This is a genomic window from Polaromonas sp. P4_F6, assembly GCF_056401275.1.
In genome coordinates, this window is record NZ_JBFUJQ010000002.1 from 681,486 (window position 1) to 701,930 (window position 20,445).

General features: G+C 66.2%; 21 protein-coding genes. 13 read left to right on the top strand and 8 right to left on the bottom strand.

Annotation, left to right across the window (positions count from 1 at the left end; all coding sequences use genetic code 11):
- Positions 1 to 17 precede the first annotated feature (17 nt).
- The 3 genes from AC1DUN_RS09100 to AC1DUN_RS09110 form a co-directional block, all read right to left on the bottom strand.
- The gene (locus tag AC1DUN_RS09100; protein ID WP_477713678.1) at positions 18 to 3,251 is read right to left on the bottom strand and encodes an efflux RND transporter permease subunit; all 3,234 of its coding nucleotides are present in this window, start codon (positions 3,249 to 3,251) and stop codon (positions 18 to 20) included.
- Between the two features lie 33 nt (positions 3,252 to 3,284).
- A complete protein-coding gene (locus tag AC1DUN_RS09105) occupies positions 3,285 to 4,514 on the bottom strand; it encodes an efflux RND transporter periplasmic adaptor subunit (protein WP_477713679.1) in 1,230 nt (409 codons plus the stop codon).
- Positions 4,515 to 4,773: 259 nt separating this feature from the next.
- Positions 4,774 to 5,646 (bottom strand): alpha/beta hydrolase, encoded by an 873-nt coding sequence (locus tag AC1DUN_RS09110; RefSeq protein ID WP_477663533.1) that lies wholly within the window; start codon positions 5,644 to 5,646, stop codon positions 4,774 to 4,776.
- A 474-nt stretch (positions 5,647 to 6,120) separates the two neighbouring features.
- On the opposite strand from AC1DUN_RS09110, the gene AC1DUN_RS09115 reads away from it, so the two are divergent.
- A complete protein-coding gene (locus tag AC1DUN_RS09115) occupies positions 6,121 to 7,092 on the top strand; it encodes a LysR family transcriptional regulator (protein WP_477663534.1) in 972 nt (323 codons plus the stop codon).
- A 135-nt stretch (positions 7,093 to 7,227) separates the two neighbouring features.
- On the top strand, positions 7,228 to 7,431 hold the full coding sequence (locus AC1DUN_RS09120) for a hypothetical protein (RefSeq protein WP_477713680.1): 204 nt from the start codon (positions 7,228 to 7,230) through the stop codon (positions 7,429 to 7,431).
- Here the strand turns inward: AC1DUN_RS09120 and AC1DUN_RS09125 are convergent.
- Together AC1DUN_RS09125 and AC1DUN_RS09130 are read right to left on the bottom strand one after the other, a co-directional pair.
- Entirely contained in the window at positions 7,428 to 8,363 is a 936-nt protein-coding gene (locus tag AC1DUN_RS09125; RefSeq protein ID WP_477713681.1) for a DUF808 domain-containing protein, read from the bottom strand. The genes AC1DUN_RS09120 and AC1DUN_RS09125 overlap by 4 nt on opposite strands.
- A gap of 173 nt (positions 8,364 to 8,536) precedes the next feature.
- Complete coding sequence (locus tag AC1DUN_RS09130; protein WP_477713682.1) at positions 8,537 to 8,872, bottom strand: ElaB/YgaM/YqjD family protein; 336 nt, start codon at positions 8,870 to 8,872, stop codon at positions 8,537 to 8,539.
- Between the two features lie 282 nt (positions 8,873 to 9,154).
- Here AC1DUN_RS09130 and AC1DUN_RS09135 point away from each other — a divergent pair, with 282 nt between their 5' ends.
- Complete coding sequence (locus tag AC1DUN_RS09135; RefSeq protein ID WP_477663537.1) at positions 9,155 to 9,331, top strand: hypothetical protein; 177 nt, start codon at positions 9,155 to 9,157, stop codon at positions 9,329 to 9,331.
- A 703-nt stretch (positions 9,332 to 10,034) separates the two neighbouring features.
- On the opposite strand, the gene AC1DUN_RS09140 is transcribed toward AC1DUN_RS09135, so the two are convergent.
- Complete coding sequence (locus AC1DUN_RS09140; protein WP_477661771.1) at positions 10,035 to 10,556, bottom strand: N-acetyltransferase family protein; 522 nt, start codon at positions 10,554 to 10,556, stop codon at positions 10,035 to 10,037.
- 244 nt (positions 10,557 to 10,800) lie between these two features.
- Here AC1DUN_RS09140 and AC1DUN_RS09145 point away from each other — a divergent pair, with 244 nt between their 5' ends.
- A complete protein-coding gene (locus AC1DUN_RS09145; protein ID WP_477713728.1) occupies positions 10,801 to 11,055 on the top strand; it encodes a 2Fe-2S iron-sulfur cluster-binding protein in 255 nt (84 codons plus the stop codon).
- On the opposite strand, the gene AC1DUN_RS09150 is transcribed toward AC1DUN_RS09145, so the two are convergent.
- The gene (locus AC1DUN_RS09150) at positions 10,995 to 11,675 is read right to left on the bottom strand and encodes an N-acetyltransferase family protein (RefSeq protein WP_477713683.1); all 681 of its coding nucleotides are present in this window, start codon (positions 11,673 to 11,675) and stop codon (positions 10,995 to 10,997) included. The genes AC1DUN_RS09145 and AC1DUN_RS09150 overlap by 61 nt on opposite strands.
- Before the next feature lie 49 nt (positions 11,676 to 11,724).
- Here AC1DUN_RS09150 and AC1DUN_RS09155 point away from each other — a divergent pair, with 49 nt between their 5' ends.
- From AC1DUN_RS09155 to AC1DUN_RS09170, 4 genes are all read left to right on the top strand, one after another.
- Entirely contained in the window at positions 11,725 to 12,609 is an 885-nt protein-coding gene (locus AC1DUN_RS09155) for a LysR family transcriptional regulator (protein ID WP_477713684.1), read from the top strand.
- Positions 12,610 to 12,687: 78 nt separating this feature from the next.
- The gene (locus tag AC1DUN_RS09160) at positions 12,688 to 13,788 is read left to right on the top strand and encodes a M14 family zinc carboxypeptidase (protein WP_477713685.1); all 1,101 of its coding nucleotides are present in this window, start codon (positions 12,688 to 12,690) and stop codon (positions 13,786 to 13,788) included.
- The gene (locus AC1DUN_RS09165) at positions 13,785 to 14,546 is read left to right on the top strand and encodes an alpha/beta fold hydrolase (protein WP_477713686.1); all 762 of its coding nucleotides are present in this window, start codon (positions 13,785 to 13,787) and stop codon (positions 14,544 to 14,546) included. The genes AC1DUN_RS09160 and AC1DUN_RS09165 overlap by 4 nt, the downstream gene beginning before the upstream one ends.
- Before the next feature lie 126 nt (positions 14,547 to 14,672).
- On the top strand, positions 14,673 to 15,086 hold the full coding sequence (locus AC1DUN_RS09170) for a hypothetical protein (RefSeq protein ID WP_477713687.1): 414 nt from the start codon (positions 14,673 to 14,675) through the stop codon (positions 15,084 to 15,086).
- A 15-nt stretch (positions 15,087 to 15,101) separates the two neighbouring features.
- Here AC1DUN_RS09170 and AC1DUN_RS09175 read toward each other — a convergent pair whose 3' ends face one another.
- Positions 15,102 to 16,556, bottom strand: coding sequence for an aminotransferase-like domain-containing protein (locus AC1DUN_RS09175; RefSeq protein ID WP_477713688.1), 1,455 nt, complete (start codon positions 16,554 to 16,556; stop codon positions 15,102 to 15,104).
- 142 nt (positions 16,557 to 16,698) lie between these two features.
- On the opposite strand from AC1DUN_RS09175, the gene AC1DUN_RS09180 reads away from it, so the two are divergent.
- The 5 genes from AC1DUN_RS09180 to AC1DUN_RS09200 all read left to right on the top strand — a co-directional run bounded on the left by AC1DUN_RS09180 (position 16,699) and on the right by AC1DUN_RS09200 (position 20,434).
- On the top strand, positions 16,699 to 17,469 hold the full coding sequence (locus AC1DUN_RS09180; protein ID WP_477713689.1) for a c-type cytochrome: 771 nt from the start codon (positions 16,699 to 16,701) through the stop codon (positions 17,467 to 17,469).
- Positions 17,466 to 18,752, top strand: a complete 1,287-nt coding sequence (locus tag AC1DUN_RS09185) for a c-type cytochrome (RefSeq protein WP_477713690.1) — start codon at positions 17,466 to 17,468, stop codon at positions 18,750 to 18,752. Before AC1DUN_RS09180 ends, AC1DUN_RS09185 begins: the two co-directional genes overlap by 4 nt.
- A 188-nt stretch (positions 18,753 to 18,940) precedes the next feature.
- A complete protein-coding gene (locus tag AC1DUN_RS09190) occupies positions 18,941 to 19,495 on the top strand; it encodes a hypothetical protein (protein WP_477713691.1) in 555 nt (184 codons plus the stop codon).
- A gap of 37 nt (positions 19,496 to 19,532) precedes the next feature.
- Complete coding sequence (locus AC1DUN_RS09195; RefSeq protein WP_477713692.1) at positions 19,533 to 19,970, top strand: hypothetical protein; 438 nt, start codon at positions 19,533 to 19,535, stop codon at positions 19,968 to 19,970.
- Positions 19,971 to 20,050: 80 nt separating this feature from the next.
- A complete protein-coding gene (locus AC1DUN_RS09200; RefSeq protein ID WP_477713693.1) occupies positions 20,051 to 20,434 on the top strand; it encodes a hypothetical protein in 384 nt (127 codons plus the stop codon).
- The last annotated feature ends 11 nt before the right edge of the window (positions 20,435 to 20,445 follow it).

Consider the following 20,445-nt stretch of genomic DNA (forward strand, 5'->3'; position numbering starts at 1 on the left):
TTATTGCTTGTGTCTTGTTATTCGTGAAGCTTGACGGGCGCGGCCGGCTGGGCATGCGCGCCTGCGCCGCCGCTGCCCGCGAAGGCCTCGAGGTGCGGCACCTCGCCGTGCAGCTTGAGCGGACGGTTGCCCGTGAGGCGGCGCAAGGTCACGTAGAACACCGGCGTGAGGAAGAGGCCGAAGGCCGTCACGCCAATCATTCCGGAGAACACCGCGACACCCATGGCATGGCGCATTTCGGCGCCGGCGCCGGTCGACAGCACCAGGGGCAGCACGCCCATGATGAAGGCCAGCGAGGTCATCAGGATGGGGCGCAGGCGCAGGCGGCTGGCTTCAATCGCGGCCTGCAGCGGCGTGCGCCCGGCAAACTCCAGCTCGCGCGCGAATTCCACGATCAGGATGGCGTTCTTCGCCGACAGCCCCACCAGCACGATCAAGCCGATCTGCGTGAAGATGTTGTTGTCGCCGCCGGTCAGCTTCACGCCCAGCATGGCGGCCAGCAGGCCCATGGGAACGATCAGCACGATGGCGATCGGCAGGGTCAGGCTTTCGTACTGCGCGGCCAGCACCAGGAAGACCAGCAGCAGCGCCAGCGGGAACACCCACATGGCCGAGTTGCCGGCAATGATTTCCTGGTAGGTCAGGTCGGTCCACTCGTAGCTGATGCCGGGCGGCAAGGTTTCGGCCGCGATGCGGGCAACCGCGTCCTGCGCCTGGCCTGAGGAGTAACCGGGCGCGGCACCGCCGTTGATGTCGGCCGACAGGAAGCCGTTGTAGCGCATGGCGCGTTCCGGGCCGAAGCTGGGCGTGACCTTCATCAGCGCCGACAGCGGCACCATCTCGCCGGTGGCCGAGCGCACCTTGAGCAGGCCTATGTCCTCGGCGCGGGCGCGGTAAGGCGCGTCGGCCTGGACCCGCACGGAATAGGTGCGGCCGAACTTGTTGAAGTCGTTGGCGTACAGGCTGCCCAGGTAGATCTGCATGGTGTCGAACACGTCGGTCACCGGAACGCCGAGCTGGCGCGCCTTGGTGCGGTCTATGTCGGCGTAGAGCTGGGGCACGTTGACCTGGAAGCTCGAGAACAGGCCGGCCAGCTCAGGCGTCTGGTAGGCCTTGGCCATGAAGTCCTTGGTGGCCTTGTCCAGCGCGGCATAACCGAGCGAGCCGCGGTCTTCCAGCTGCAGCTTGAAGCCGCCGGTGGTGCCCAGGCCCTGTACGGGCGGCGGCGGGAACATCGCGATAAAGGCCTCCTGGATGCCGCTGAACTTGCCGTTGAGCTGGCCGGCGATGGCGCCCGCGCTCAGGTCCGCGCTCTTGCGCTGGTCAAAGGGCTTCAAGGACAGAAACACGATGCCCGAGTTGGAGCTGTTGGTGAAGCCATTGATCGACAGGCCCGGGAAGGCAATCGCGTGTTCCACGCCGGGTTGCTTCATGGCGATGTCGCTGATGCGGCGTATCACGTCTTCGGTACGGTCCAGCGTGGCACCGTCGGGCAGCTGCGCGAAGCCGATCAGGTACTGCTTGTCCTGGCCGGGTACAAAGCCGCTGGGCACGGCCTTGAACAGGCCCGTGGTGGCCAGCACCAGCACCAGGTAGATGCCCAGCATCACGGCCTTGCGCGAGATCGCGCCCTTGACGCCGCGGCTGTAGTTCTCGGAGCCGCGGCTGAAGGCCCTGTTGAAGGCGCCGAAGAAGCGGCCGAAGACCTTGTCCATGCCGCGGGTCAGCGCGTCCTTGGGCGCGTCGTGGCCCTTGAGCAGCATGGCGGCCAGCGCCGGCGACAGCGTCAGCGAGTTGACGGCCGAGATCACGGTCGAGATCGCGATCGTCAGCGCGAACTGCTTGTAGAACTGGCCTGACAGGCCGGTGATGAAGGCCAGCGGCACGAACACGGCGATCAGCACCAGGGCGATGGCAATGATGGGCCCGGACACCTCGCGCATGGCGCGGTAGGTGGCGTCGCGCGGACTCAGCCCCGCCTCGATGTTGCGCTCCACGTTTTCCACCACCACGATGGCGTCGTCCACCACGATGCCGATGGCCAGCACCAGCCCGAACAGGCTGAGCGCGTTGATCGAAAAACCGAAGAGGTGCATCACCGCGAAGGTGCCGATGACGGAAATGGGCACGGCCAGCAGCGGGATGACGGAAGCGCGCCAGGTCTGCAGGAAGATGATCACGACCAGCACCACCAGGGCCACGGCCTCGAGCAGGGTGTGCACCACGGCTTCGATGGAAGAACGCACGAACTGCGTGGTGTCGTAGACGATCTCGTAGTCCACACCCTCGGGCATGTTCTTCTTGAGCTCTTTCATCACGGCCTGCACGTCATCCGAAATCTGGATGGCGTTGGAGCCCGGCGCGGCGAACACCGGCACGGCGACAGCCTGCTTGTTGTCCAGCAGCGAGCGCAGCGCGTAGTCGGAAGCGCCCAGTTCCAGGCGGGAGATGTCGCGCAGGCGCGTCACGGCGCCGTTCCTGTCGGTCTTGACGATGATGTCGCCGAACTCTTCCTCGCTTTGCAGGCGGCCCTGGGCATTGATGGACAGCTGCATGTCCACGCCGGGCAGGCCGGGCGAAGCGCCCACCACGCCGGCGGCGGCCTGGATGTTCTGCTCGCGGATGGCGCGCACCACGTCGCCGGCGGACAAACCGCGCTCAGCCACTTTTTGCGGGTCCAGCCAGACGCGCATCGAGTAGTCGCCCGAACCGAAGAGCTGCACCTGGCCCACGCCGTTGATGCGCGCCAGCCGGTCCTTGACGTTGAGCACCGCGTAGTTGCGCAGGTAGGTCATGTCGTAGCGGTCGTTGGGCGAGAGCAAATGCACCACCATGGTGAGGTCGGGCGAGCTCTTGATGGTAGTGATGCCCAGGCGGCGCACTTCCTCGGGCAGGCGCGGCTCGGCCTGCGAGACGCGGTTCTGCACCAGTTGCTGCGCCTTGTCCGGGTCGGTGCCCAGCTTGAAGGTGACGTTGAGCGTCATCAGGCCGTCGGTGGTGGCCTGGCTGCTCATGTAGAGCATGCCGTCCACGCCGTTGATGGATTCTTCCAGCGGCGTGGCCACGGTTTCAGCAATCACCTTGGGGTTGGCGCCCGGGTAGTTGGCGCGCACCACCACCGTGGGCGGCACCACGTCGGGGTACTCGGCGATCGGCAGCGAGCGCAGCGCGATCAGTCCGGCGATGAACATCAGCAGCGACAGCACGCCGGCAAAGATGGGCCGGTCAATAAAAAACTTGGAAAGATTCATGGCAATTCTTCTTGTTCAGGTGTCAAGGACGGCTCAGGACCTGGCCGCAACCTTGACGGCTTTTTCGGTGAGCTCGGCCTTGGCGGACATTTCCACCGTTTGCGGCGCGACCAGCGCGCCGGGGCGTATGCGCTGCAGGCCGTTGACGACGATGCGTTCGTTGGCGGCGAGGCCCCCCTTGACCACGCGCAGGCCGTTGACGGCTGCGCCCAGCGTGACCTCGCGGTAGACCGCCTTGTTGTCGGCGCCCACCACCAGCACAAACTTCTTGTTCTGGTCGGTGCCGACGGCGCGTTCATTGATCAGCAAGGCCGTGCCCTTGGTGGCCTGTCCCATGCGGATGCGCGCGAACTGGCCGGGCATCAGCTGGCCGTCCTTGTTGTCGAAGACGGCGCGGGCGCGCACGGTGCCGCTCTTGGCATCGACCTGGTTGTCGACGAGCTGCAGCTTGCCTTCGAAGGGCGTGTCGGTGCTGGCGGCCGTGCCCATCTGCACGGGAATGCGCTCGAGGTTGCGGCTGGCCGGGCCGCCATTGCCGCCCACGTCTTTCAGGGCCTTGGTGACGACCTGTTCGTCGGCATCAAAGCTCGCGTAGATCGGGCTCACCGACACCAGCGTGGTCAGCACGGGAGCGCCCGGGCCGGCGGCAACCAGGTTGCCCACGGTCACTTCAAGCTTGCCGACGCGGCCCGAGACCGGCGCGCGCACCTGGGTGTAGCCCAGGCTCAGCTGCGCCGTCTGCAGGGCCGCCTGCGCGGCGCGCAAATTGGCCTCGGCCTCGCCCTTGCCGTTGGTGCGTTCGTCGAATTCACGCTTGGAAATCGCCTGCTCGCTCCACAGGCGCTGCGAACGCTCCTGCTCGCCCTTGGCCTGGGTGACCCGGGCCTGGGCGGCGGCGACCTGCGCATCGGCGCGTTCCACGTCGGCGGCATAAGGTGCCGGGTCTATGGTCAGCAACAGGTCGCCCTTCTTGACGAGCGCGCCTTCACGAAAGTGCACCGACTGAATGGTGCCGGCCACGCGCGAACGGACGTCCACGCGCTCGACCGCCTCCAGCCGGCCCGAAAACTCGTCCCAGGCGGACACGTCGCTCTGCACCACGGTGGCGACCGAGACGGGGGTGGCTTGCGGCGCGGCGGGACCGGACTGGGCGCGCGTGCCGGAGACGCCGAACACGGCGGCGGAAATACCGGTCACGGCCAGCACGGCGAGGGCCACGGCCAGCAGGCGGCGCTTGGGGGTATGCAGTTGTAGGGTTGGCATGTCAATTCTCTCGAAGATGGGATGGATGAAGAAAACGGGTAAACGAAAAAATAATTGGGAGATAAGAGGTCGGGCAAACCGGCGACTCTAAAACCTCAACTTAAGTTGAGGTCAAGCGCGCAGCGCCTGACACGCTGCCCGTGCAGGGACATCAAGCCGCCGCGGCCTTGCGCGCGGCGCTGATCGGTATCCGGATGAATCAATGGCATGGTGAACTCCCTCAAAGAAAAAATTGAAGCGATAAAACAGGCGATAAAACTCAGGCCACCGCGCCGTGCGCGGCGGTTCGCGCATCCAGCGCGGTGGCAAAAAATCGGCCGAAGCGCTCACGCAGCAGCGGCCCCCAGGCCTTTTTGGGGTCGGCCGGTTCCAGGTAGCTGCAGGGCCAGCCGGTAGGAACCGGCAACACCGTGTCGAGCGCGACCAGGCCGGCGGCGCGCAGGCGCGCGGCATAGGCCAGCGTCTCGTCGCGCAGCGGGTCGTCCTGCGCCGTGATCAGCAGCGTGGGCGGCAGGCCGGCCAGGCGAAAGGCCGAACCGGGCGCGGCATAGGGATGGCTGGCGTCTTCCAGGCGCGGCAGGTAGTTGTGCCAGCCGTCGGCCCAGGTGCAGCCCACCGGGCCGGCTTCGGCGTCGCGCAGCGAAGCCGTGGCCAGGCAAGGGTCCAGCATGGGCGACAGCAATATCTGCCCGGCCAGCGCCGGCTCCTGCAGGTCGCGCGCCATCAGCGCCACGGCCGCGGCGATATTGCCGCCGGCTTCCTCGCCGGCCACAAACACCGGCGCACCGGCGCCGGCCAGCTTGTGGCGGGCCTTGAAAGCCCACTCCAGGGCGGCGTAGCCCATTTCAACAGCACTGGGAAACGGATGCTCGGGCGCCAGCGGATAGTCCAGCGACATCACCACGGCGCCGGCATCGGCCAGCAGCCCGGCCACGCAGGAGCCGCCTTCCAGCGAGCCGCCCACAAAGGCACCCGCGTGGAAATGCAGCACCAGTGGCGACACGCCCGCGCTGCCGCGGCGGCCGTAGAAACGCACGTCCAGCGGCTTTTTCAGCGCAAGCTGGATCTGCTTTTCGACCCACGGGGGGCTGGTTTTGTCGGCGCCTGTCGTGGCGGGCTGCTGGCTTTTCATCGTCGTGACCGCGTAGGGCCTCCGGTTTGTTGCAATGCAGCAGAAGATACGCCCGGGGTGTCACTTAATAAATAGCCTTTCCGTTTATTCTTTATTTCACCAGTGCAACAATCGGGGGTATGCCTGAGCTCCCCACGCTGTCATACCGGGCTGTTTGCCGCGCAAGCCCCTGCCCCCTTCATCGCCACGGCTTGGGACGCGAAGTGTGGGCCTTGCCCCCATGGCAGGGTCCACAGACTCCGGGAAAACCCGGACAGGACCAAGGGCTATTTGGCGGCCGTCACGGGAAGCCGCCATGATGGTCACAATCGCCCCTCGCAGTTTCTCCGCGAACTTCCCTTCGCGGATCTCCCCGGCTTTCCCCAGGACCCCCGCGGCCACCCGCCGACAGGGGATGAGGCAGCAGGCCCACCGGCCCGCGGCGCCTCAGGTGCATTGACAGACCCTTACCAGGACCACAGGACAGGACTTTTCATGGACAAGTTTTCCGCAATGCAGGCCTTTGTACGGGTCGTGGAAGCCGGCACCTTCACCAAGGCCGCCGATTCCATGGGCATGCCCAAGCCGACCGTGACCCGGTTGATCCAGACGCTCGAGCAGTCGCTGGACACCAAGCTGCTCAACCGCACCACGCGCAAGGTCACGGTCACGGCCGACGGCGCGGCGTATTACGAACGCGCCGGCCGCCTGCTCGGCGAGATGGAAGAGCTCGAATCGAGCATGTCGCGCGCCAAGGCCAGCCCGCGCGGCCGGCTCAAGGTGGACATCCCCTCTTCCCTGGGTATGGCGGTGGTGATCCCGGCCCTGCCGGATTTTTATGCGCGCTACCCCGACATCCAGCTGGAGCTGGGCGTGAGCGACCGGCCCATAGACATCCTGGCCGAAAACGTGGACTGCGTGATACGCGGAGGCGAGATCACCGACCAGTCGCTGGTGGCGCGCCGCATCGGCGAGTTCTATTTGATGTCCTGCGCCTCGCCGGCTTACCTCAAGCGCCATGGAACACCGCAACATCCGCAGGAACTCGCGCATGGGCACAGGCTGATCCGCTATGTTTCGCCGCGCGACGGCAAGCTCTACGGCGTGACGCTGCACAAGGACGGCGAAAGTGTGGAGGTCGAGGGCTACCACCAGCTCTCTGTCAACGACTCGAACGCCGGCGTGGCGGCGGCGCTGGCCGGGCTGGGCATCCTGCAGACGGTCACCTTCCTGGTACAGCAGCACATCAGCAGCGGCGCGCTGGAGCCGCTGTTCAATGGCTGGTGCTCCGCGGCCAAGCCGATTCACGTGGTCTATCCGCCGAACCGCCACCTGAGCAACAAGGTGCGCGTTTTTGTCGACTGGATCGCCGACCTGTTCGCCAGGCACGACCTGATCCAGCGCAAAAGCAGCCTGCCGGGCCGCGCCGTTCGCGCGCAGCTCCTTGCCGAAGCCCTGGTCGAGTAGCCGCCACCGGCCCGGCATCTCCTACAGCCGGCGTCACTGACAGCCTACAGGGCGAGCGGCATTCGCCGATTAAGGTGAAGGCCTGTCCGATCCGTCCTCCTGGATTCGTCCTGCACTGCCTGCGAAAGACCTCACATGCCAAGATTAAAAGCCCCCGCGCCCGATGCCGAAAGCCGCAAGGCCCTGGAGCAGCGGGCACGGGAAGCCGTGCTGCCCACGCCGCCCCCGCAAAAACGGCGCTGGCCTTTTCCCGTGAACGACGAGCAGCCCGCGGGCGAAGCCGGCGACGGCCAGCGCGAATCGCCGGACGACAAACCCGCCCGCAAACCCGAGGACTAAGCGCGCGGCTTCAGGCGTTTGGCCAGGCCGACCAGCAGCAGCACCAGCGCACCCGCCACCAGGCCGACCAGCGCATCCATCAGCAGCGGCGTGAGCGCGGCCAGGAATGCGCCAGCGCCGGTTGCCACTTGCTGCGTGAGCGTTTCAATCAAGTGGTGCAGGGGCGCAAAACCGTGCGTGAGTATGCCGCCGCCCACCAGGAACATCGCCGCCGTGCCGGCCAGCGACAACCCCTTCATAAGCCAGGGCGCGGCCCACAGGATGGCCCGGCCCCCGCTACGCTGCAGGCGCGGCCAGGCACCCTCGCCCGTGCGCCGGCTCAGGTAAAGCCCGCCGTCGTCGAGCTTGACGATGCCCGCCACCAGGCCGTAGACGCCAACCGTCATGGCCACGGCAATGCCGCAGAGCACCGCGACCTGGGTCACAAAGGGGCTGGCCTGCACCGTGCCCAGCGTGATCGCGATGATCTCGGCCGACAGGATGAAGTCGGTGCGCACCGCGCCCTTGATCTTGTCCTTTTCCAGCGCCACCAGGTCGACGGCGGGATTGGACAGCGCGGCGGCCAGCGCCTCGTGCTCGGCCGCCTGCTCGTGCGCGCTGTGCATGAATTTGTGCGCAAGTTTTTCAAAACCCTCGTAGCAAAGAAAGGCGCCGCCCACCATCAGCAACGGCGTCACCGCCCAGGGCGCAAAGGCGCTGATGGCCAGCGCCGCCGGCACCAGGATGGCCTTGTTGATGAAGGATCCCTTGGCTACGGCCCAGACCACCGGCAGTTCGCGATCGGCCTTGACACCGGCAACCTGCTGGGCATTGAGCGCCAGGTCGTCGCCGAGCACGCCGGCGGTTTTTTTGGCGGCGACTTTGGAGAGCAGCGCCACGTCGTCGAGCACGGCGGCGATGTCGTCAATCAATGCAAGCAGGCTGCTGGCCATGGTGTTCTTTTTCGTCAGGGCCGCGGCGTCAGGCCGCAACAGTGTGGAAAAGGCATCCGGCGCATGGCGTTGTACTTATGGCGCACCGAGGAAGAGCCGCCACTTTACCCAACTTCCATGGCGGCAAAAGAAAAGCCGCCCGCAGGCGGCTTTTCCGGGCAGGGAGCACAGGCTCAGCGCGCGGTCAATCGCCCCAGGATAAAGCCGATCGCCAGGGCTGCACCCACGGCTTCCAGCGGCCTTTCCTGCACCCAGGATTTCGAGACTTCCAGTGCGTGCGCCGGTGCTTCGCTGATGCGGCGCGTCTGGTCGGCGAAACGGTCGGCCACATGGCTGGCGGTGCCGGCGAGCTTGTCCACGCCCTGGTGTGCCGCCGAGGAAGCTCGGTCCACCGCGCTGCGCGCCGGATCGGCCACCTTGTCGATCCCGCTGTGAAGCGCCGCGCCGGCGGACTCGACGCCGCGCTGGATAGGGTTGCCGGCGGCGGGCGATGCTGTGGTTTTGTCCATGGTGCTTCTTTCAAAAAAATTCCACAAAATACGGATGTCGCGTTGCCGGTGCCAAAGGCCATCGAGAGATCATCCGGCAAGTCCGACCACTGTAGGCACAACCCAGGCAGCGGGCTGTGCGCGGCCGGACAGGCTGCATGTAGGACAACAGAGTGTTGCAAGCCCGGCCGGCTGTCGGACCAGGCTGACAGGAGAACGGTCACTTGGCTTGGCGGGCCGCGCCGCACAGGCTCCCATCATCAAGACCTGACCAAAACCTCATCCGGCCCCAAGGAGAGTTTCATGTCCAGAAATGCAAAACGCACCCCAAAATCCCGCCTGAGCGACAACGGCCAGCCCCGCTACGGCCCACCCGAAGAAGCCGCGGAAGACGACGAAGGCCTGGAGTTGCCGGTGGAGCCCGATGAGGGGACGCCGCTCATTCCAGATGATGAGCGAGTTGTGAATGTTCCTTCTTGAGGCGGGTCTTGCTCCGGCCTTGCGCGCTCTTCCTCTTCATCCTCCTCTTTCCTCTTCTTAGTTCAGCTGACCGGGTCTCGCCCCGGCGGGCGAGGCACTTTTCTTTGCTTCGCCAAAGAAAAGTACCCAAAAGAAAGGCGACCCGCAGTCTGGGTCCCTTCGCTGCGCTACGGGCAACCTGCGGTGCTCGACTACGTCGGGGTCTCGCGCAAACTCGCCTTCGGCTCAAACAAGCGCGATCCCTGATCCGCCTACGTCTGCGCTCCTCGGCCCAGCCAGGACGGGGCAATCGGGAGCGGGGACAGAAAACCAAGAAGACAAATACAAACAAGGACACGCCATGGCGTGTCCTTGTTTCTTCAGGTATTCGGTATTGGTATTCCTGTCCCCACCCCTTGTGGATGCGCCGAGGAGCGGAGGTCCAGACGGATCAGGGCTGGCGTTGTTTGAGCGAAGCGCAGCGTAGCGAGTTTAGCCAGACCCCGGCTGGACCGAGCACCGCAGGTTGCCCGCAGCGAAGCGGAGGGACGCAGCAACCAGGGTCGCCTTTTCTTTTGCTTACTTTTCTTTTGGCGAAGCAAAAGAAAAGTGAGTAGCTGCCGGGCTACCCCCGGCCAGCCACCCTCAGCAGAGTAGGCAGAAAGACGAAGAGAGGAGAAGGAGAGAAGGGGGAGAGCGCGCAAGGCCGGAGCAAGACCCGGCCTCAATCCACTGTACGCTTGAGGCGAATCTCCTCAAGCTTCGCACTCCCAAACGCCACAGTCTTGAGGGAGGGCATCTCCCTCTTGAACCCCGCGGCGTGCTCGTAAAACGCCAAAGCACGTTCATTACGCAACAGCACCCACAGCGTGACCTGCGTGCAGCCTTCGTCCTTCAGGCCTTCGCGCGCGCCGTCCCAGAGGGCCAGGCCGGCGCCTTTGCGCCAGTGTTCGGGCTGCACATACAAGGCCCAGATTTCGCCTACGGTGGATTTGGTGCCGGCGTCGCGGGAGCGGTCGAAGCCGACAAAACCCACGACCTGTTCGCCTTCGGTGGCCACCAGCAGTTGCGGTTCGCTGAATTCGATGGCTTCGCGCCAGTAGGCCTGGCGTTTTTCGACGGTGATCTTGGCGAGGTAATCCTCGGGCAGGAGGTCCTTGTAGGCGGCTTGCCAGGTGGCGACATGGATTTCGGCGATGGCTTTGGCGTCGCGGGACGTGGCAGGACGGATGGAATAACTGGACATGAAAAATCGCTTGCTGGTGAATCGGTACGGAAAATATTCGGGGGGAGCGGAATTGTCGCGCAAATCGCGGCCTGTGCCGCTCTCCCGGCGGGCCTCAGGGCGCTTCTGGGGTAAATTCAGCGCTACTCCCGCGCTACTCCCGCCCTTTTCCGCCCGTTTCCACACCCAGGTTTCATCTCCCATGCCCACCAGCGGCCCAAAAGAAGAAGAAGAAGAAGAAGAAAGCCGGATCTTCAGCGCACGCATGGCGCCGGACGGCGCTGTGTTTGAGGCGCCGGCCATGCTGCCGCTGCTGGAGGCTGCCGAGCTGGCGGGGCTGGCGCCGGCCAGTTCCTGCCGCAACGGCACCTGCCGCACCTGCATATGCCGGCTGGCCGGCGGCAGCGTGCACTACCGAATCGAATGGCCGGGCCTGAGCGCCGAGGAAAAAAAAGCGGGCTATATCCTGCCCTGCGTGGCGTATCCGCTGTCGGACGTGGTGATCGCGCCGGCCGACTGAAGCGCCTGGGGCGGTGGCAGGCCTCCGGGCGAGGCCGCGCCGTCGCCCAGCGCGCGCTGCATCAACACCGTGTCCACCCACTGGCCGAACTTGTAGCCCACGCAGCCCAGCGTGCCGACACGGACAAAGCCCTGCGCCTCATGCACCCGCAGCGAGCCGGTGTTGGCGCTGTTGCCGACGACGGCCACCATCTGCCGGAAGCCGCGCTCTTCGCACTCGCGGATCAGTTCGCGCAGCAAGGCGCTGCCGACGCCGGCCTGGCGCATGCCGGGCGCGACGTAAATCGAGTCCTCCACCGTATGCCGGTAGGCCGGCCGGGACCGGTAAGCGCTGCCATAGGCATAACCCACGACCTCGCCGTCCCGCTGCGCCACCAGGTAGGGATAAGCGCCGCGCAGGATGTCGGCGCGGCGCGCACGCATCTGCTCTGCGCTGGGCGGCTCGAGTTCGAAGGTGGCCAGGTTGGTCGCCACATAGTGGGCGTAGATGGCCTGGATCGCCGCCATGTCGCTCTCGGCGCAGGGGCGGATGGACAGTGCGCCGGCCGCGGGACTGGCGGAGGGCTCAAGAAGAGTCTGTGAAGAAAGATGCTGCATGCCGCCATGGTTGCGCAAGGCCAAGCATAAGTAAATATGTGAAAACTTATGATTTTCATTAGAATTTCTTTGCATGCTCAACCTTGACCACCTGCGCACCTACGCGCTCATCATCGAAACCGGCAGCTTTTCGGGCGCGGCCGAAAGGCTGGGCCTGTCGCAGCCGGCCATCAGCCTGCAGGTGCGGCAGCTGGAGCAGCGGCTGGGCGTGCGCCTGGTCGAGCGGGTGGCGCGCCGGGCCGCGCCCACGCCGGCGGGGCTGGACCTGCTGGCGCAGATCCGGCACGTGGATTCGGCGGTGGAAGGCGTGATGACGGCCATGGCCGCGCATTCGGCCGACGTCACCGGCCGCGTGACGCTGGGCACCGGCGCGACGGCCTGCCTCTACCTGCTGCCGCACATCCTGCGCTCCTTGCGGGTGCGTTTCCCCAATCTCAGCGTGCTGGTCAGCACCGGCAATACCGCCGACTTCGTCAAGGCGGTGGAAGGCAACACCATGGACATGGCGCTGGTGACCCTGCCCGTCAAGCGCCGCGCGCTGGTCACCACGCCGCTGCTGAACGACGAGTTTGTGGCGGTCATTCCCAGGCGCGAGACGGGCTTGCCCGCCAGGATCACGCCGGCCTTCCTGGCCAAACGCGAACTGGTGCTGTTCGAGCCGGCGGCCAATACCCGCGTGATCATCGACCAGTGGTTTCGCGATGCCGGCCATGCGCCCAGGCCCGTGATGGAACTGGGCAGCGTGGAGGCCATCAAGGAGATGGTGGCCGCCGGCCTGGGCTGCAGCATCCTGCCGGCCATGGCGGTGACCGGCCCGGGCCAGCACCCCGAACTGGCCGTGCACCCGCTCTACCCGCGGCTGCAAAGAACGCTGGCGCTGGTCATGCGCGGCGATAAGCCGGTCAACAAGGCCATGCGCCAGGTGATTTCCGCGATCGAGCAGCGAACCGGAAACTGAAGGGGCCGGGGGCATTCGATACAAAAAACCCGGCCGGCATGTAGCGCGCTGTCAAACAACTGTGCCAGCATGTCAGGGATGGAAATCCCGCCGCCGACCGCCGCCGTGCAAAGCCCCCGCAGCCTGCACAGCCCCTACAGTCTTACGCCGGCGCGCGACGCGGCCGCGAGTTTTGCGGAGCTCGAGGAGCTCAAGGCCATCCTGCTGGCGGGCAGCGCCCACTTCGACGTGGCGGTGGTGGCCGAGGCGCACACGGCCGGGCCCTCGTTTCCGCTTTACACGGCCAGCATAGGCTCGGCCGACCCGCGGGCGCCGGCCGTCGGTTTTTTCGGCGGCATCCACGGGCTGGAGCGCATAGGCACGCAGCTGATCCTGCACTACCTGCGCGCGCTGCTGTTTCGCCTGGAGTGGGACGAGCTGCTGCACCGCCAGCTCGAAAAAATCCGGCTGGTCTTCATGCCCATCGTGAACCCGGGCGGCATGTGGGCGCACAAGCGCGCCAACCCGCAGGGCGTGGACCTGATGCGCAACGCGCCGCAGCGCGCTGAAAGCCAAGTGCCTTTCCTCGCGGGCGGGCAGACCATCAGCCCCCTGCTGCCCTGGTACTGCGGCCGGCCCGGCGCACCCATGGAGGCCGAAAGCGCGGCCTTGCTGCGGGTGGTGAGCGAGCAGCTGGCCAGCCGCCCCTTCAGTCTGGCGCTGGACTGCCACTCGGGCTACGGTTTTGACGACAGCCTGTGGTTTCCTTATGCCAAGACGCGCCGGCTGATGGCGCACCTGCCCGAGATGTTCGCGCTGCGGACCATGCTGGAGCAGTCGCACCCGCACCACGCCTACAGCTTTGAGCCGCAGAGCAACCAGTACCTGCTGCACGGCGACCTCTGGGACCATGCTTACGACCACGCGCCGCCGCGCCACGTGTTCCTGCCCATGACGCTGGAGCTGGGCTCCTGGCTGTGGATACGCAAGAACCCGCGCCAGCTGTTTTCGCGGCACGGCATCTTCAACCCCATGAAGGCGCACCGCACCAAGCGCGTGCTGCGCCGCCATGCGGACTTGCTGGACTTCCTCACGCGCGCCGCCTTTGCCGCGCCGAACTGGCTGCCCTCGGACGAGCGGCGCGCGCAGCTCGCGCGGCTGGCCACGGCGCACTGGCGGCCCAGGCGGGTGCTTGCATGAGCTGGGTGCTGCTCAGGGGGCTGACCCGCGAGGCGCGGCATTGGGGCGATTTCGCCGAGCGGCTGGCGCGCGCCTTGCCGGGCTCGGCCAGCGCCGCCACCCGGGTGCTGGCGCTGGACTTGCCGGGCAACGGCGTGTTCTGCCGCGAAGCCTCGCCGGCCACGGTGGGTGCCATGACCGACTTCGCGCGCGAACAGCTGCGCGCGCGCGGGCTTGCGCCGCCCTACAGCCTGGCGGCGATGTCGCTGGGCGCCATGGTGGCCGCCGACTGGGCGCGGCGTTATCCGCAGGAAATCGAGCGGCTGGTGCTGGTCAACACCAGCATGCGGCCGCTGGGCCGCGCGAGCGAACGCCTGCGCCCCGGCAACTGGCTGCCGCTGGCGCTGGTGGCGGTGCGCTGGGGCGACGCGGAGCATGCCGAGCGCGTGATCCACCGCATCACCTGCAACCGCGCGGCCACGCTGGAACAGGACATCGCCGCCTGGACCCGCATCCGCCAGGACGCGCCCGTGAGCATCGCCAATGCCTGGCGCCAGCTCAAGGCCGCGGCCGCCTTCAGCATGGCCGCGCCGCCCGCCTGCCCGGCCCTGGTGCTGTCGTCCGCGGCCGACCACCTGGTGCACCCGCGCTGCTCGGCCCGGCTGGCGCAGGCCTGGCAGGCCGCCCACCATGTGCACCCCTGGGCCGGCCACGACCTGCCGCATGACGATGCGGATTGGGTCTGCAGGCGCATTGCCGGCTGGGTCGACGGCGGTTGAACCGGCGCCCTTTCCATTCGGCTGTCAACGCTTTCCTTGGCGCAAAACCGGGTTTTGCCGGCCCGGGCCGGTGCGGCCAGGCGACTCGGGCAGAATATTGCCTTGTCTATACAAGACATGCCGTCCATGAAGACTCCCTCCCCTCCCGATCTCCAGCCCGCCGGCCCGCAGCCAGGCGACGGCGGCCAGGCCGCTGCCGCACCGACACGCAACAAGCGCCTGTGGGTGCTGGCGCTGGGCACGGCGGCGCTCTGGAACCTGGACCCGGCCTTTGGCGAAATGGCCGAGATGATCGGCATGATCGCCTGCGCCGGCAACAAGACCCTGGCCAAGGACGCCATCGCCCAGATGCGCAGCAAGGCCGACAGCCTGCGCGCGCAGATCCCGCCCTTGCCCGCCAGCGCCCTGACCAAGGTGGTGCGGCGCGCCGAAGCCGCCTGCGGCGCGGTGCTCGACAAGGGTGTGCGCGTCAAGGAAGTGCAGGCCAGCTGGGACCACTTTGTGGCTTGCGTGCGCGCCCTGCCGGACAAGCACCGCTAGGCGGGCCGCCAACGCTCAGTTCGCAGCCTGTGCGTAGGGACTCTGCCGCCGCGCCAGCATTCCCAGGCCCTGCATCGCCGCCTCAAAACGCTCGCTCCACGGATGGCCGTAGTTAAGCCGCAGGCAGTGCCGGAAGTTGCGCCGCGCTGAAAACACCGGGCCCGGCGCCACGCCTATGCCCAGCTCCAGCGCCGCCTGGTGCAGGGCCAGCGCGTCGAAGCCCTCGGCGAACTCCACCCACACAAAATAGCCACCCGCGGGGCGCGACACACGCACGTCCGCCGGGAAATGGCGGGCGATGGCGGCCAGCAGGCTGGAGAGCTGCGACTCCATCGCATGCCGCAGCTTGCGCAGGTGCTTATCGTAGCCGCCGTGCTGCAGGTAGTCGGCGATCGCCAGCTGCGCGGGCAGGCTGGCCGACAGCGTGGTCATCAGCCTGAGCCTTTCTATCTGCTGGCCGAAGCGCCCGGGCGACACCCAGCCCACGCGATAGCCGGGCGCCAGCGTCTTGCTGAAAGAGCCGCAGTGCATCACCAGGCCCTTGCGGTCAAAGGCCTTCGCCGGCAGCAAGCCGCGGTGGCCGAAATACAGCTCGGCGTACACGTCGTCCTCGATCAGCGGAATGTCGCGCGCGGCCAGCAGCGCGACCAGCGCCTTCTTTTTCTCCAGCGACAGGCTGGCGCCCGTGGGGTTCTGGAAGGAAGTCATGAACCAGCAGGCCTTGACCGGGTGGCGCTGCAGCGCGTCGGCCAGCGCCGCCAGGTCCAGGCCGTCCTGCGGGTGCACCGGTATTTCCAGCGCTTTCATCTTGAGCCGCTCCAGCGCCTGCAGGCTGGCGTAAAACCCGGGCGACTCGACCGCGACCAGGTCGCCGGGCTGGGCCACGGCCGTCAGGCACAGGTTGAGCGCCTCCAGCGCGCCGTGCGTGACGATCAGCTCATCGGCCGGCTGCGCCAGCCCCAGGCCCAGGTAGCGCAGCGCGATCTGCCGGCGCAGGCCCTCATCGCCGCGCGGCAGGCTGGCCACGGTGTCCGCCCCCTGGATAAACCGCGCGCTGCGGGCCAGCGACTTGCCCAGCCGCTGCAGCGGAAACAGCCCCGGCGCGGGGAAGGCCGAGCCCAGGGGCACGATGGCCGGATCCTGCGCCGCGCCCAGCACGGCAAATACGAGCTCACTGACGTCCGGCCGGGGCGCCACCCGGGCCGCCTTGCCGGTCCTGCTGTCGGCCGCGCCGCGCGCCGGTGCCGCGAGCTGCTGCATGGACGAGGCCGTCACGTAATAACCCGAGCGCGGCTGCGCGCGCACCAAGCCTTTTTCTTCCAGCCGGTAATAGGCCTTGAAAGCGGTGGAGGCGCTCAGGCCGTGCTGCGCGGTGATGGTGCGTATCGAGGGCAGGCGTGTGCCGGGGGCCAGGCGCCCGCTGCGGATGTCGGCGGCCAGCAGTTCGACCAGTTGCTCGTAGCGTTTCATGAAGTGTGTGTGGGTGCACCCGGCTTGAGCCCGGTCAGCATCCAATCTGATATTGCAATTTTCCGCTGTTTTTCATCTGATACGCTTTTTTCGTCCGCAACTGATGCTTACGCGGACTGCCCATGTGGGGCATGATCCCTTCATGCATGAGACCTGTTCTGGATATCCCTGGCTGCGCGCGCTGGCCCGGCATGCGCTGCCGGCCGTCCTGGCCTGGGCGGCGGCCGGCGCCGCCGTGGCGGCACCGCCCCCTTTTGAAGACAGCATCGCCCAGCGCGCCATGGCCTGCACCGCCTGCCATGGGCCGCAGGGCCGCGCCGCACCGGACGGCTACTACCCGCGCCTGGCCGGCAAGCCGGCCGGCTACCTCTACAACCAGCTGCTCAATTTCCGCGACGGGCGCCGCCATTACGGCCTCATGACGCAGCTGATTGAACCGCTGAGCGACGCCTACCTGATGGAGATCGCCACCTATTTCTCACAGCTCGAAGTGCCCTACCCCGCGCCCCTGCCCGCCGCCGCCGCGCCCGAGGTGCTGCGCCACGGCCGCCAGTTGGTGCTCGAAGGCGATGCCGCGCGCCAGCTGCCGGCCTGCGTGCAATGCCACGGCCAGGCCATGACCGGCGTGGCGCCCGGCATCCCGGGCCTGCTGGGCCTGCCGCGCGACTACCTCAATGCGCAGCTGGGCGCCTGGAAAGCCGGCCAGCGCCGCGCGCACGCGCCCGACTGCATGAAGGACGTGGTGAGCCGCCTGACCCTGGAAGACATCAATGCCGTGGCCAGCTGGGCGGCCGCCCAGCCCCTGCCCGCCAGCACCAAGCCCGCAACCAGCCTGCCTCCACTCCCCCCGGGTGCGAGCGCCATCACCTGCGGCAGCGCGACCCCGCCTGCGTCCACAAAGGCGCAGAAATGAAGAAGACCCTGAAATTCCTGCTCGCGCTGGTGGTGCTCGCCGTCGGCGCCACCGCCCTCGTGTGGGCCCTTAACGTGCGCGACGAAATCGACGTGAAAGCGCCGGTGGCCGCCGCGGCGCCCAGCGAGGGCCTGATCGCGCGCGGCGCCTACCTGGCGCGGGCCGGCAACTGCCAGGCCTGCCATACCGCCCAGGGCGGCCAGGCTTATGCGGGCGGCCGCGGCATCGCCACGCCCTTCGGCACGGTCTTCACCTCCAACCTCACGCCCGACGACAAGACCGGCATAGGCGGCTGGTCGGCCGCCCATTTCTGGCGCGCCATGCACAACGGCCGCTCCAAAGACGGCCGACTGCTCTACCCGGCTTTTCCCTACACCAGCTACACCCAGGTCACGCGCGAGGACTCCGACGCGCTGTACGCCTACCTGCGCAGCCTGCCTCCGGTGGCGGCGCCCAACCTGCCGCATGCGCTGCGTTTTCCCTACCAGTCGCAGGCCGCGCTGGCGGTCTGGCGCGCGCTGTTCTTCAGCCCTGGCGTGTATGAGCCCGACACGGCGCGCAGCGCCGAGTGGAACCGCGGCGCCTACCTGGTCAAAGGCCTGGGCCACTGCGCGGCCTGCCACACGGCGCGCAACGCGCTGGGCGGCAGCGAGCAGGGCCTGGACCTGGCCGGCGGCCTGATCCCCATGCAGAACTGGTACGCGCCCTCGCTGGCTTCGCCTTATGAGGCCGGTGTGGGCGACTGGGACAAACAACACATCGTGAGCCTGTTGAAAAACGGCGTCTCGCCGCGCGCCTCGGTCACCGGCCCCATGGCCGAAGTCGTGCAGCGCAGCACCCAGTATTTAAGCGACGCCGACCTGGGCGCGATGGCGCAGTTCCTGAAAGAGCTGCCCCCTTCGCACACGGCGCCCCCCGAACCGGCCGCCATCAAGACACAAGGCGAGTCAGTGGAGCGCGCTGCCAAGCTCTACGAGCAGCACTGCGCCCAGTGCCACGGCGCCAAAGGCGAAGGCATCGCCAATGCCTACCCGGCACTGGCCGGCAACCGCGCCGTCACCATGGGCCAGGCCTCCAACCTCGTGCAGATCGTGCTCAACGGCGGCTACGCACCGGCCACCGAGGGCAACCCGCGGCCCTTCGGCATGCCGCCCTTTGTGCTGGTGCTCAATGACGCCGACATGGGGCTGGTGCTCACGCACATACGCCAGTCCTGGGGTAACCGGGCGAGCGAGATCACGCCGCTGGAAGTGAACCGGATTCGGGCGAGTACGGGGCGGTAGCGGGGGTCGCAAAGCCCTTGCACGTGCTGCAACGGCCATAATCCAGTTCTTTGACGAGATGGACATTCGGTCAGTGACGGGCCGCAAGCGCCGGCTTGATAGATTCCCCGCCTCAAACAAAAAACACCACTTCGCATTCTGGAAACCGCGAGCTGCGGCACTGAACTCACTTCTCAAACCGCACAAGCATGACACTCGATCAGATGAAGGCCGGCCTGGAGCGTGCAGGAGTCTCCTTTTCTCCTGGCTTAAGCCCACGCGAACTCAGGGTCGCTGAAGCGCGCTACGACTTCGAATTTCCACCCGACCTGCGCAGCTTTCTGGCATTTGCAATGCCTGTGGGCGACAAATTTCCAGATTGGCGCGAGCTCGGTTCTATTGCCTTGGCGGACGCCTTCGCATGGCCGCTCGAAGGGCTCTGGTTTGATGTCAAGCAAAACTCCTTATGGCTTGCGGAGTGGGGATCAAAGCCGGCGGACGATGCCTCTGCCTACAAACGTCTCAGCGAGCTTGTACAAGCAGCGCCCACGCTGGTACCCGTCCGGGGTCACAGATATATGCCTTCCCGCCCCGTCGAAATGAACAACCCTGTGCTATCGGTCTACCAGTCGGACATCATTTACTACGGACTGAACCTGGAAGACTATTTCCGAAATGAATACCCCCTTCACTTCGGACGCCAGCACCGTGAGATCTCGGGGGAGCCCAAGCCCATCGAGTTTTGGGGATCATTCCTGGGTTAGCCGCAACATGGACAATAAGTCCTCTCACAAGGTCTGAATGGAAAATCCCATCCTCGCGAATGCAGAACTGGTCCGAAAGGTAGCACATGAGCAATTGGGAGCCCCGGTCCAATACGATGAGGACGGAGTGCGATGGCTCGATGGATACATTGATGTTCTACGAGACAACGCCAGCGAAGAAGTAAAGGCAAAACTACCGAATACTTTGGGATCATTCCTTGGCGAATGCATTCGCCAGGCATATGGTGGGCAGTGGGTCAAAGATCCGGAGGGTGGGTGGATGGTAAGGATCACTGAAAGCGTATCTGCCTATCCGTTTAGCAAGGTTGAGAAACATTTGGCAAGCGAGGATGGAGAGTCTGTTCTCGGTTTCTTCACCGTCATACCGTCGTTGCTTCTTTTCGCCTCCAATCAAAAAGAAGGGGTCGGAGCGATCAGAAAGACCGACCGCCGGCCTTGGTGGAAGCTCTGGTGAAATGCATGTACTCCCAACCTTCCACTGAAAGCGCGTGCATCGGCAAGCCGGGTCACGCATCTCATGTCAAGCGTTAGCCAATGGCACTTCAGCGCAATATCCAACAGCAAAATGCCGCCACCAAGGCTGAGATTGAGCGAGTAGCTGCGCTTCAGCCATCGGCATTATCGTGGCTCAGTGCGGTCCTGCTTTCGCACGCGCTGGATCCTGCGTCCGGCCTGTTGGTACGGCTTCATGACATTCCCGAACAGGAAGGGAACCTGATGGCGGGCGTCTGGCTGACCGATACCGCCGAGTTCTGGGAATTCGAAGTCATGCTCTCGCGTGCCAACGGAGCGGTGCTCGGTGTCCAGGAGTTCAAAAATGCGAGCCCCTCGTTTCCGTCGGTACCGGGTGTACCCGGAACCGGCGCCTCCTTCGGCTATCTTGCTCTGCAGGTGCTCCGCGAAGCTCGCGGTGCCTGAACTTTCCATTT